The organism is Brevibacterium sp. Z349TD_9 (genome assembly GCF_056173565.1).
The window spans coordinates 3,155,098-3,167,647 of sequence record NZ_CM149680.1; the positions used below are offsets into that span (position 1 = coordinate 3,155,098).

A 12,550-nucleotide genomic window follows, 5' to 3' on the forward strand; every position below is an offset into this window, starting at 1 on the left:
CGATTCAGAGTCCCGGTTCGGGGATCTCTCCGTCCTCACGGCGCTTGTCGGGGTCGCGGGAGACGCGGACGACCATCGTCGGGCACTGCGAGTACGGCAGGACGGACTGCGAGGTCGAGCCGAGGAGGAGTCCGGCGAAGCCGCCGCGGCCCCGGGACCCGATGACGAGGACCTCGGCGGTGTCCGAGGCGCGCACGAGCACCTCGGCGGGCTGGCCGTCGAAGAGCGTCCACGTGACGTCGAGGTCGGGGAACTCGGTCTGCACCCGCTGTTTGGCGACGACGAGCTTGTCCGCGCCCTCGTTGATGAGGCGTTCGAGATCAGCGGTGCTCGGCAGCCATTCGGGGCCGATCACCGTCGTCGTGATGACTGCAACGATGTGCAGCGGCGAGCCGCGGCGCACCGCGAGCCGTGCCGCCTTCCACAGCGCCGGGGACTCGGCGCCGAGGGAGTCGACTCCGACGACGACCTTGCCGTCGAAGCGCAGGCCTTCGATGGCCTCGGCTTCGGGATCGGTCTGCTCGACCTCGAAGCCGTCCTGCCGGATCGGCCGCGAGGACGTGGGGTGGGCGGGTTTCTCCGTCTCTGCCTGCCACGACGCGGGGACGACGACCGTCGGGCAGGCCGAGTGGGCGGGCAGGGCGCTCGAGACGGTGCCGAGGAGGCGTCCGGCGAAGCCGCCGCGACCGCGGGAGCCGACGACGGCGAGGCACGACGTCTTCGACTCCTCGATGAGGACGCCGGCGGCATCGCCGACCTCGATGACGGCTTCGACAGGCACACCGGCGGCCTTGACCTCGGCGGCGGCCTCCTTGAGGATCGTCGTCACCGAGGCGCGGATCGCGGAGTCGTCGATGGGGACATAGGAGACGTCGATCGCGGCAGCGGCGACGCTGGGAATGGTGTACGCCCCGACGAGTCGGATCGGCATGCCCAGCGAACGCGCTTCCTGGATGGCCCAGTGGAGCGCATTCCTGCTCGGGGGTGACCCGTCGATGCCGACGACCACCGCTTCGGGCTCACCGGCAGGCGACGACGCGGCGTCGTGACTGCGGTCCTGCTCTGACATCGCACGCTCCTCATGTCGCAGCGAATTTCTCTGAGTCCACCCTAGATCACAAAGCCGTGCGAACGACGCCCGATGTCACATCGTTATCCGATTCCGGCCACACTGCGGACAGCATCCTCACCGGTGAGACGCCTACAGGCCCGAGCGCCGCAACCACCATACGGGGTCGCTGCAGGCCTCAGGCGGCGTGGTTCATCTCAAGGAAGGGCCGCCACTGCTCGACGGGCTTGTCGATCCCGCGCATCCAGAACTGTCCCAGCCGAGGCTCCTGGGGGCGGAACCCGAGCTTCCAGCCGATCTCGGACAGGGTGCGGTCGCCCTTGCGGTTGTTGCAGTCACGGCAGCACGCCACGAGGTTCTCCCACGTGTTGCCGCCGCCGCGGGAGCGGGGGACGACGTGGTCGACGGTGCTCGCGGGCCGGGTGCAGTACGCGCAGCGGTGGTTGTCACGGCGCAGGACACCGCGCCGGGACAGGGACACCCTGCGGTCACGCGGGGGTCTGACGTAGCGGGTGAGGAGGATGACCGAAGGCTGGTCGAGGCTCACGTGCTGCGATCTCACCGGCGCGTCCTCCGCTGCCAGCACTGTGGCCTTGCCCGCGAGCACGAGCACGACCGCTCTCGTGAACGGCACGACCGACAGCGGTTCGTATCCGGCGTTGAGCACGAGAGTCTTCATATCCCGCCCCCTCTTCTGCTCGGCGATGGGAACCCGAGGAGTGTGTCTGACCCGCCCGCTGTGGCCTGTGCCGGGAGGGCACCGCGCCCAGGGAACGCAAAAGGCGTCGTGCACCAGCACAACGCCTTGGAATCGGACACAGACACAGATATGTACTCCGCACCAGAACCTGGAGCGGTCGTCCGGAATATTCGACTATGTCCCATCGGATTTCCCATCGCTTACGGAACTCAATCTTCTCAAGGGTAACCCCGATTGCCGCTGTGACCGAATTCATACCACGCACGACACGAAGACTTCCTCGGCCGTTCACCTCGCGACCCGAGATCAGCGCTCCGTCACAGTCTCTCCCGCTCGCACCGGCCACCGTGAGCGGCGCACCGCCCACCCCGTCCACCGATTACCGCGCCCGGGAATGCAAGAACTCCCCGCCGCACTCGAGGACCGTCGAGTGCAGCGGGGAGTTCTCCTGCAGAGGTGATCAGAGGACGCGGATGAACTTCGCGCCGCCGTCGATCATCCAGTCGATGCTGCGGTAGCTGGTGTCGACGCGGGGGTTGCCGGCGTCGTACATCATGCCGTTGCCGGCGTAGATGCCGATGTGTCCCGGCTTCCAGATGAGGTCGCCCGGCTTGGCCTCGGACTTGGAGACCGTGGTGCCGGCCTGACCCTGCGCGCCCGAGGTGCGGGGCAGGTTGACGCCGACCTTGGCGTAGACGAAGGAGGTGTAGCCGGAGCAGTCCCAGCCGCTGGGCGAGGTGCCGCCGGAGACGTAGGGGGTGCCGACGTACTGCTTGGCGATGGCGAGGACCTGCTCGGCCTTCGAGCCGTCGGGGATCTTGACGTCGCTCGAACCGGAGTCCTTCGACTCACCCTTGTCGCTCTTCGACTTCGACTTGGAATCAGACGAGTCCGAGGACGACGCGGAGGAGGAGTTGTCGTTCGAGGGGGCGGCGGAGCGCTCGGGCTTCGGCTCCGGCTTGGGGGCCGGCTTCGCGGTGACGGTCTGGACGTCGACGCTGAACGACGAGTCGTCCTTCTTGTCCTTGGACTGGCCGTCGGCGACGACGGTGGCGGCCTGGTTCTCGAACTCGGCGACCTGGGTCTTCGACTCGGCGGAGACAGCGACGTTGTCGTCTCCTGCCTGACCGGCTGCCGGGAGGACGGCTGCGGTGAGCAGTCCACCGCTGGCGGCGACGACGGCCGCGCGGCGTCCGAAGACGGCGGAGTTCTGGTTGAGGAGTTCGGTCAGTTCGGTCAGCGGAGTCTTGACCTTGGTCTCTGCGGCGCGGCGGCCATGGTGCTTACTTGCCACGTTTTCCTCTCGTCACCTATCGGATCGCTCCGACCGCCACTCTCGGTCCTTGGGTGTCTTTCGCATCGGGCGTGGCGTGCGGTTCCCGCTGCGAAGCCGCCGCTTTCGCGGACGACCTCAACAACTGTAACCAATCGGTGATCAATTGTCACGTTTCTGTCACAACCGGGGTGGGGAAACCCCGCGGTTTTCCATAGACGCCCAGGTGAGAGAGGTGAATGAGATTCATGTCTCCGTAACATTCGCTGTTACGAAACCGGGTTCGGAGAGTCGGTCAGGACTCTCCGAACCCGGTTCGGTCAAGGTTTCGTTACACAGCTTCCGTCGCCCGGCTGACGGAACCCGTCGCGCTCAGCCGCGGGCCCTGGTCACCGCTTGTGGGCGAAGACGTGCGAGGCCGTCTCGACGGGCAGGTCGAGGACATCCTCGGCGCCGGGGACCTGGACGGTGATGTACTCGCCGTTGCGGGTGATCTCGACGTCGGTGCCGGGCATGACGCCGGCGACCTGGAACTGCTGGAGGAGGTGGATGTCGACCTGCAGGGGTTCGGCCAGCCAGGCGATCGTCAGGCTCGTCGCTCCGTCCCGGGCGACGGCGGTGGCGAGGTCGACGACCTCGGTGCCGGGGTTCGCCTCCGCCCCGATGACGTCGAGGCCGGGGATCGGGTTGCCGTACGGGCCGGAGCTCGTGTCGGGCAGCAGGGCGACGAGCTTGCGCTCGACCTGCTCGCTCATCACGTGCTCCCACCGGCAGGCCTCGTCGTGGACGAGCTCCCATTCGAGGCCGACGACGTCGGCGAGCAGACGCTCGGCCAGGCGGTGCTTGCGCATCACCTCGGTGGCGATGCGGCGGCCCTCGGGGGTGAGTTCGAGGTGGCGGTCGTTGCTCACGTGGAGCAGACCGTCGCGCTCCATCCGGGCCACGGTCTGGGAGACGGTCGGACCGGAGTGGTCCAGGCGCTCAGCGATCCGGGCGCGCAACGGGACGATCGACTGCTCTTCGAGCTCGATGATCGATTTGAGGTACATTTCGGTTGTATCGACGAGGTCGTTCACTTAAGACCAGCCACTCCACTCTTCGTCTTCAGGTCACGTAGGCGTTCTCACACTTCAGAGGTCTTGCGACCCTGCGTCGGCCGCGACAGCCCGCGGCCTCTGCGATCCTGACCGATTCTATCCCGGCAGGCCGCACCGGCGCGTCTCAGCCCGCGTTGACGTACGCCGTCTTCTGCACGGTGTAGAACTCACGCGCCGCCCGCGCCTGTTCCCGGGGTCCGTAACTCGAGCCCTTCCTGCCCCCGAACGAGACGTGGTAGTCGACTCCTGCGGTCGGTGCGTTGACCATCACCATGCCGGCTTGGGCGTAACGCTTGAAGTGCGTCGAATATTTCAGCGAGGTCGTGTAGATGCCTGCGGAGAGGCCGAACGCGGTGTCGTTGGCCACGGCGAGGGCTTCGTCGTAGTCGGCGACCCGGATCACCGAGGCGACCGGACCGAAGACCTCCTCGACGTTGATCGTGTCGGCCGGCTTCGTGCCGGTCACGAGCGCCGGGGCGAGGAAGTAGCCGTCGGTCGCAGCCTCGACGCGGTCGCCGCCGGTGACCTCGCCGCCTTCGTCGCGGGCGATCCCGATGTAGCGCAGGTCCTGCTCGAGCTGCGTCTCGGAGACGACGGGTCCGATGTCGGTGCCCTCGGCGCGGGCGTCGCCGACGGTGAGGGCCGCCATCCGCTCCTTGAGGAGCGCGACGAACTCGTCGTGGACGTCGTCGGTGACGATGAGCCGGGATGAGGCTGTGCAGCGCTGGCCGGTGGAGAAGAACGCACCGTTGATCGCGGCGTCGGCGGCGGCTTCGAGGTCGGCGTCGCCGAGGACGACGAGGGGGTTCTTCCCGCCCATCTCCGCCTGCACGCGGATGCCGTGCTCGGAGGCCGCGGCGATGACTCCGCGCCCGACGGGCACGGATCCGGTGAAGGTGATGGCATCGACGTCCGCCGAGGTGGTGAGGACTTCGCCGACGACGCGGCCGGGTCCCATGACGAGGTTGATCACACCATCGGGCAGTCCCGCCTCGACGAGGATGTCGACGAGGGCCGCGGCGGACCCGGGGACGAGCTCGGCAGGCTTGAAGACGACGGTGTTGCCGTAGGCGAGAGCCGGCGCGATCTTCCACGCGGGGATCGCGATGGGGAAGTTCCACGGCGTGATGATTCCGACGACGCCGATGGGCTCATGGGTCATCTCCGCGGTGAGCCCCGGACGCACCGAGTCGATGATCTCTCCGGTGTTGCGGATCGTCTCTCCGGCGAAGAACTTGAAGATCTGTGAGGCGCGGAGGACCTCACCGCGGGATTCGCCGAGCTGTTTGCCCTCTTCGCGGGCGAGGAGGTCGGCGAGTTCGTCGGCGCGCTCGGCGATGAGGGAACCCGCCCGGTCGAGGATGCCGAAGCGCTGCTGGGCGGGGAAGTCGGCCCATTCGGGGGCCGCGGCGTTCGCTGCGGCTATCGCGTCGCGGACCGTCTGCTCGTCGGCGCGGGCGAAGCTGCCGATGACATCGGCCGGATCGGAGGGGTTGCGGTTGAGCGTGCGGTCGTCCGATCCGCGGCGCTTCCCGCCGATGAGATTGTCGACGAGGCTGTCCTCACCGCTGTCGGCGGCGGCTGCGCTCTGCTGTGGCTGGGTCATCGGGGCTCCTTCGCTGTGATGGGGCGGGTCCCGGGCGGAGCGCTCACGACGGTGCGAGCAGACCCTCGCCACTGCGGATCCTCTCCCTTCGACTCTAACCGGAGGGACCGACCCGAGGACAGGCGGGTCCGCCAGGCGGCTGGTGCCCCCACGCAAGGGCAGCCGGGCCGGTGGTCAGCGGAGGCGACAGTCAGGGGTAGAGGCGGACGAGGTCCCACGCCTCGACGGCAGCGAGGTCGGCAGGGTCGTGGCTGCCGTCGGCGGGTCGGAAGACCCACCGGTCGTGGAAGCGGTTGGGCTGTCCCTGCCAGAACTCGATCTCGAAGGGACGGATGCGGAACCCGCCCCAATGATCGGGCCTCGGGACATCACGGCCGGCCAGCTCCGCCTCGGCGCGGGAGTACTCGTCCTCCATCTGCTCCCGGCCGCTGACCGGCTGGGACTGCTTCGACACGCTCGCGGCGATCTGCGAGCCACGGGGGCGGACGGCGAAGTAGGCATCCGATTCGGCGGGGGCGACCTCCTCGGCGAGGCCCCGGATCCGGATCTGACGGTGCATGTCCTGCCAGGGGAAGCTCGCCGCGATCCGCGGATCGGTCCGCAGCTGTCGGCCCTTCGCGGAGTCGTAGTCGGTGAAGAAGACGAAGCCTCCGGCATCGATGCCTTTGAGGAGGACGATGCGCGCGACCGGACCCCACTCGTCGAGGGTGGACACGGTCATCGCATTGGGTTCGCGGACCTGGCCGGCAGCCTCGTCGTACCAGGTGCGGAACAGCTCGAGCGGGGAGACCTCCGGGCGGTCGAAGGTGGGCGAGAGGTACGAGGCCCTGGTCTGGGCCAGACGATCGACAGGCTCACTCATACCTCCACTCTACGGGGCGCGGCGAGCGGCTCTGCGGGGCACCGCAGGTCGGACATCGGGGCACCGCAGGTCGGACGGCGGGGCACGGCGTCGACGGGTGGAGGACCACCGCCATCGCCCGGCGACGTCGCAGGGCGCTCTCACGCATGGTGAGACGGCCGGCAGCTGCGCGGGGGCCTGCCCATAGAATGGCGAGCGTGACTGCTGCGAACCTGACGATCCCAGACGAACTCCTGCCCGCCGACGGCCGCTTCGGATCGGGCCCTGCCCGCATCCGCGCCGCCCAGATCGAGGCGCTCGACGCGGCCGCGGCGACTGTGCTCGGCACGAGCCACCGGCAGCCGCCGGTCAAGAGCCTCGTGGGACGCATCCGCACCGGGCTCGCCGAGCTCTTCGACCTCCCGGCCGGCTACGAGGTCGTCCTCGGCAACGGCGGGTCGACGACCTTCTGGGACGTCGCCGCCTTCGGTCTCGTGCGTGAGCGCGCGGCCCACGGCACCTTCGGCGAGTTCGGTCAGAAGTTCGCGAAGGCCACCGACACCGCTCCGCACCTGGACCGCTCGCTCATCCTCGCAGCGGAACCGGGCACCTCGGCGATCCCCTCCCCCGCCGCGCTTGAGGCGGCCGGTCTCGGCGACGGCGACGTCAGCGCCGATGTCTACGCCTGGCCGCACAATGAGACGTCGACCGGCGTGGCGACGACGATCGCCCGTCCCGAGGGCATCGACGAGGATGCGCTCGTCGTCATCGACGCGACCTCGGGCGCCGGCGGGATGCCCGTCGACATCGCCGAGACCGACGTCTACTACTTCGCTCCGCAGAAGAACATGGGCTCCGACGGCGGACTGTGGGTGGCGATCCTCTCCCCGAGGGCCGTCGCCCGGGCGCAGGAGATCAAGGACTCCGGCAGGTGGATCCCCGCCTCGCTCGACCTCGTCACCGCGATCGAGAACTCCCGCAAGGACCAGACGTACAACACCCCCGCGGTGGCGACGCTGCTCCTCCTCGCGGAGCAGATCGAGTGGATCAACGGCAACGGCGGCCTGGCGTGGGCGAGCGAACGCACCCGTGAGACCTCGGGATTCGTCTACGACTGGGCCGATGCCGCCGAGGTGGCCCGCCCGTTTGTCGCCGACCCCGCGGATCGCTCGTCCGTCGTCGCCACCGTCGACTTCGACGATTCGGTCGATGCCGCCCGTGTGGCCTCGGTGCTGCGTGCCAACGGCATCGTCGACGTCGAACCCTATCGGAAGCTCGGACGCAACCAGCTGCGGATCGCGACCTTCGTCTCCGTCGACCCGGCCGACGTCAAAGCGCTGCTGCGCTGCCTCGACTTCGTCATCGACGCCCTCGCCTGAGCCGTGGTGCTCTCACGGCGAGCCGGCGAGGCAGCACCGCGTTCGCCCCGCACCCTTACCCGCAGAACCACCCCATGCACCGCTCGGATTCGGCGCTGAGGGTATGACGTGCGGAGCCCGCTGGAGGATTCAGCGCTCAGGGTAGGACGCAGCGCTGGGGGTTCGACGCGACTCTGCGGGTGTGAGATCCGGCGGTCACGCGTGCGCCATTGCTCACCCCTCACCCATACCCACAAAACCTCCACGTGCACCGCTCGGATTCGGCGCTGAGGGTATGACGTGCGAAGCGCACTGGATGATTCAGCGCTAGGGGTATGACGTGATGCTCCGGGTAGGACGTGCTGTCCCGGGTATGACGTGATGCTCCGGGTGGGACGCATCGGTTCCGGTGGGCGTGCCTCAGCGTTTCAGGCGCTCGTGTGGACGGCTGTCAGACGAAGAAGCAGTCGGGCTGTCAGACGAAGAAGTGGAGGAGCACCCCGACGCCGAAGGCGATCGCGGCGAGCAGGGCGAGGATGAACTCGATCGCGGTGCCGATGCCGATCGCCTTGATCGACCCCCAGCTCGACGCCCACGCCGTCTTCGCATCATGGAGACGTCCGAGCTCGGAGAGGAAGAGCCCGAGGACGAAGCCGATCGGCAGCCCGAGCACGGGGATGACGAAGAAGCCGACGATGCCGAGCACCCCGCCGAGGGCGACCGACCGATTCGGCACCTCCATCGCCTTGAGCTGACGGCCGGTGAGGACGAACGAGGCGCTCATACCGGCGATTACCAGCAGTGCGACGATCGCGAAGACGATCCACGCCGTCGGAGTGCCGATGACGAACGCCCAGATGAGAACGCCGATGCCGATGAGGATCGAGCCGGGCAGCACGGGCACGACGATGCCTATGCAGCCGACGAGGATGCCGAGGGCGACGAGCACCGAGGTGACGATCTCCGCATTCACCGGATGGTCCTTCCCTTCACGTGGTTCCGCACGATCTCAACTCACTCGAATTGTTGCGACTCGCTGGAGCTGTCTCAACTCAATCGAACCGTCTCAACACACTCGAACGGTCTCGGGGGACCGGTCTCATCTCCGATCCTATGCGACCGCACCCGCTCACCGCCGCGACCCGCATGGCACTCGCTCACTGCCGCGATGCGCACGGCAACCGCTCACTGCCGCGACCGGCATGGCGCCGCTCTCTGCCCCGACGCGCATGGCACCCGCTCGCCCCGCGTCGCTCACGCGCGTCCGACGCAACTGACGCCGTGATGCTCACGGATGCCCGTGGTAGCTGACGTGGAGCCGGATGCGGGACGTCGGGTCGAAGCTGAGCCGCAGGTTCTTCGCGACGACCATCCACACCAGTCCCACGGCGAACGCGAGCACCCCTGAGGCCGCACCGACGCCCATCGCCATCCGCGGACCGAAGGTGTCGGCGACCCAGCCGGCCAGCGGCGCTCCGATCGGGGTGCCGCCCATGACGACGGCGGCGTAGATCGCCATCACACGACCGCGGTAGGACGCCGGTGTCGTCGTCTGCACGTACGCGTTCGCCGAGGTCATCATCGTCAGCGAGGAGAAGCCGACGAGGATGAGGGCGAATGCGAAGAGGAAGTAGTCCGTGATCAGTGACGCGAGTCCGACCGAGAGGCCGAACCCGCCGGCGGCCCCGAAGATGAAGCGCAGCCGCGGCTTCTCCCGCTTCGCCGAGGCGAGGGCACCCGCCACCGAGCCGATCGCCATGACGGAGTTGAGGAGTCCGAAGCCGCTCGCATCCTTGTCGAATTCGATCCGCGCCATCGTCGCCGTGTAGATGTTGAAGTTGAAGCCGAAGGTCGCGACGATGAAGAGGACGACGAGGACGATCGTCACATCCGGTCGCGTGCGAAGATAGCGGAACCCGCCGAGGACTCCCCCACCGCCTCGGCGACCTGCCGGGTGCAGCCTGGCGCGGTCGAGGCGGATGAGCACGGTGAGGGTCGCGGCGAAGCCGAGCCCGCTGATGAGGAAGACGGGACCGGCGCCGACGAGGGCGGTGATGACACCGGCGACGGCCGGTCCGATCATCCGGGCACCGTTGAACGACGCCGAGTTGAGGCTCACCGCGTTCGGCAGCAGCTGCTCCCCGACGAGCTCGGAGACGAACGCCTGGCGGGCCGGGGTGTCGAGCGTGGCGAGGAGGCCGAGGACGAGCGCGAGCACGTAGACGTGCCAGAGCTCGATCGTGTCGGTGACGACGAGGGCGAAGAGGAGCAGCCCCACGGCACCGAGCGCCGCCTGCGTGACCATGAGGAGCATCCGCTTCGAGAACCGGTCGGCGAGAGCGCCCGCGAACGGGAACATGATGAGCTGCGGGCCCATCTGCAGGGCCATCGTGATGCCGAGGGCTGAGGCGTTGTTGTTCGTGAGATACGTGAGGACGAGCCAGTCCTGCGCTGTCCTCTGCATCCACGTTCCGGTGTTCGAGATGAGCGCGCCGGCGAACCAGTGTCGGTAGTTCGGTTCGGCAAGCGACCGGAACGTGTGCGCCATCGAGTGCTTCAGCCCTCCTGGAGCTCGAGTTCGCCGCGGGCGTAGTCGTCGACGACCGCCTCGGCGGGGCTCGTGTCGGGACGTCTCACGTCCGTCTCTGAATGCGCCCCGCACCCGGAGTCGAGTTGGACCACGCGACCGTCGAAGGGCGACCATGCGTTCGCACAGACCCCGAAGCTCTCCCGCATCGAACCGGCGATCGGCATGAGGTAGCCGCAGCTGCCGCAGTGCGCAGAGGCGCGGGCGGCGAATTCGCCGTCGGCCCCCGCCTCGGAGTCCGCCCACCGCTGCGCAGCGGCGTTGAGTCCCTCGGGTGAGAGGACCCGTTCACGGCCGATGCCGAACTCGTAGTTGGCGATCTGGTCGATGTTCTCCGCCGAGTTGTCCTCGGTCTGCTGGTAGCCGGGCTGCAGGTTGGGGTCGTTGTCGAGCTTCGGCAGGGTGTCCCGGGGCGTGAGGTCCCCGGGTTCGAGCCGCTGATCCCACGGCACCCATTCGGGGGCGACGAGAGCGTCGGGACCCGGCAGCAGCGCCGTCTCGCAGACGGTGACCTTCTTCGACCGCGGAGCCCGGGCGAGGACGGCGACCCAGCGCCAGCCCCGGTAGCTCGGGTCCGTGCACACGAAGTGGTGGGTGACGAGCCTGGTGCCCTCGGCAGTGGCGCCGAGGTGCTCACCGATGACGGCACTGCCGGCCACCTCGGCGATGGCCGAGCGGGCGACGTCGATCGCCGCGGCCAGCTGTGCGTCGAGGACGACCGTGCGCGCAGGCTTCTGCGCAGGAGCGCTCGGCGCTCCGGCCCCAGAGGGTGCCGCGACCTCGGCCTCAGCCGTGCCCGAGCCAGCCATGACCGAGCCAGCCGTGCCCGAGCCAACCGCGACCTCGGCCCCAGCCGTGCCCGACCCAGCTGCCTCGGCGACATCCGACGCCGGCGCCGGCTCGGCGGCCGACTGCGACCGCAGATCGGTCAGCCACCTCGTGAAGAGAGAGGACATCATGACTCCAAATCGTCGGCGATCGCCCGCAGCAGCGAGGCGACCTTGTTCCCGTGGTCACGGTCGGGGTAGCGGCCGTGCTGCAGACCGTTGCCCAGGTCATCGAGGACCTTGATGACGTCTTCCACCATAACCGCCATGTCCTCGGTCGAGCGCCGCCGAGCCTTCGGGACCTTCGCCGGTGCCGTGAGCACCCGGGCCTTGAGGACCTGCGCACCGCGGCGGGAGTCGACGACGTCGTACTCGAGGCGGGTGCCCTTGGTGACGTCCGCGCCCTCGGGCAGGACGGAGGAGTGGAGGAAGGCCTGGGAGCCGTCTTCGGCGACGACGAAGCCGTAGCCCTTGTCGGCGTCGAACCATTTCACGCGTCCGGTTGGCATGGTGTCCTTTCGTACTGGTGCAGTCTGTCTGTCGTGCAGTGTGTCTGTCGTGCTCTGTGTCTGTGGTCTCCGGTTCCGGAGTCCTGTTCTCGTGCCGGGCGGACCCGACGATGGTCGTCGTGTGATCGTGTGTCGAGAGGGTTCCCATCTCGCCGAGGCGGTTCCCCGTCTTCCCGCCGATCCGGTCCTCGATCCGCGTCGTCCCCGTGGATCCTCGCCGAGGAGGTGCCGCCTTCTCCCCGCATCCCGGCCGGACGTCCGGCCCGGGACCGGATCCCTCCGACGTTCCGCGGTTCCCAGCGGCCCGCGTGCGGGCCCGGCGCCGGTTCCTGTGGGGCGCACTCAGTCGGCCCCGCGCGGGGGTCCGGCCGGCAGGGCGAGCGTCACCGAGAGTCGGTGCGGCCCCGGTCTCGGCGCGGTCCGCTCAGCTCGGACCCGCCGCGGTCTGCCGGCGTCGCAGCACCGCGCGGATCACGGCCGCGGCGGCGAGGGCGAAGGCGACCGGGAGGAGGATCATCGGCAGGTATGTCAGCAGATGCGAGGGGGTGTACCCCATCCACGCCTGACCCAGAACGCCGAGGAGTGCGGCGGCTCCGATGACGGCTGCTGCGACGGCCACGACGACGATGGCCGTGTCGACACGCTTGGCTGACAATGCTCGTCCCTCCCGAGGGAATGTGCTT

At 68.6% G+C, this 12,550-nt stretch carries 12 protein-coding genes; 1 reads left to right on the forward strand and 11 read right to left on the reverse strand.

The window, feature by feature from the left end:
* Positions 1–4: 4 nt before the first annotated feature.
* From AC0VYB_RS14670 to pdxH, 6 genes are all read right to left on the reverse strand, one after another.
* On the reverse strand, positions 5–1,069 hold the full coding sequence (locus tag AC0VYB_RS14670; RefSeq protein WP_063248864.1) for a universal stress protein: 1,065 nt from the start codon (positions 1,067–1,069) through the stop codon (positions 5–7).
* Between the two features lie 178 nt (positions 1,070–1,247).
* Complete coding sequence (locus AC0VYB_RS14675) at positions 1,248–1,748, reverse strand: HNH endonuclease (RefSeq protein WP_190246984.1); 501 nt, start codon at positions 1,746–1,748, stop codon at positions 1,248–1,250.
* Between the two features lie 481 nt (positions 1,749–2,229).
* Positions 2,230–3,063, reverse strand: a complete 834-nt coding sequence (locus AC0VYB_RS14680) for a C40 family peptidase (protein ID WP_063248863.1) — start codon at positions 3,061–3,063, stop codon at positions 2,230–2,232.
* Positions 3,064–3,431: 368 nt separating this feature from the next.
* Positions 3,432–4,118, reverse strand: coding sequence for an iron-dependent transcriptional repressor DtxR (locus AC0VYB_RS14685; RefSeq protein WP_009376418.1), 687 nt, complete (start codon positions 4,116–4,118; stop codon positions 3,432–3,434).
* 145 nt (positions 4,119–4,263) lie between these two features.
* Entirely contained in the window at positions 4,264–5,745 is a 1,482-nt protein-coding gene (locus tag AC0VYB_RS14690; RefSeq protein WP_197464159.1) for an aldehyde dehydrogenase family protein, read from the reverse strand.
* Between the two features lie 190 nt (positions 5,746–5,935).
* Positions 5,936–6,607, reverse strand: coding sequence for a pyridoxamine 5'-phosphate oxidase (gene pdxH, locus AC0VYB_RS14695; RefSeq protein WP_063248862.1), 672 nt, complete (start codon positions 6,605–6,607; stop codon positions 5,936–5,938).
* Between the two features lie 197 nt (positions 6,608–6,804).
* Between pdxH and serC the strand changes: the two genes are divergently transcribed.
* Positions 6,805–7,965: a phosphoserine transaminase gene (serC, locus tag AC0VYB_RS14700; protein ID WP_197464158.1), complete on the forward strand. Its 1,161-nt coding sequence runs from the start codon at positions 6,805–6,807 to the stop codon at positions 7,963–7,965.
* Positions 7,966–8,419: 454 nt separating this feature from the next.
* Here serC and AC0VYB_RS14705 read toward each other — a convergent pair whose 3' ends face one another.
* From AC0VYB_RS14705 to AC0VYB_RS14725, 5 genes are all read right to left on the reverse strand, one after another.
* On the reverse strand, positions 8,420–8,917 hold the full coding sequence (locus AC0VYB_RS14705) for a DUF456 domain-containing protein (RefSeq protein WP_063248860.1): 498 nt from the start codon (positions 8,915–8,917) through the stop codon (positions 8,420–8,422).
* A 315-nt stretch (positions 8,918–9,232) separates the two neighbouring features.
* Positions 9,233–10,492, reverse strand: coding sequence for an MFS transporter (locus tag AC0VYB_RS14710; RefSeq protein WP_063248859.1), 1,260 nt, complete (start codon positions 10,490–10,492; stop codon positions 9,233–9,235).
* Positions 10,493–10,500: 8 nt separating this feature from the next.
* Positions 10,501–11,487 (reverse strand): DUF3027 domain-containing protein, encoded by a 987-nt coding sequence (locus AC0VYB_RS14715; RefSeq protein ID WP_063248858.1) that lies wholly within the window; start codon positions 11,485–11,487, stop codon positions 10,501–10,503.
* Positions 11,487–11,867, reverse strand: a complete 381-nt coding sequence (locus AC0VYB_RS14720) for a cold-shock protein (protein WP_063248857.1) — start codon at positions 11,865–11,867, stop codon at positions 11,487–11,489. Before AC0VYB_RS14720 ends, AC0VYB_RS14715 begins: the two co-directional genes overlap by 1 nt.
* Positions 11,868–12,291: 424 nt before the next feature.
* The gene (locus tag AC0VYB_RS14725) at positions 12,292–12,522 is read right to left on the reverse strand and encodes a hypothetical protein (protein WP_009376426.1); all 231 of its coding nucleotides are present in this window, start codon (positions 12,520–12,522) and stop codon (positions 12,292–12,294) included.
* Positions 12,523–12,550 lie beyond the last annotated feature (28 nt).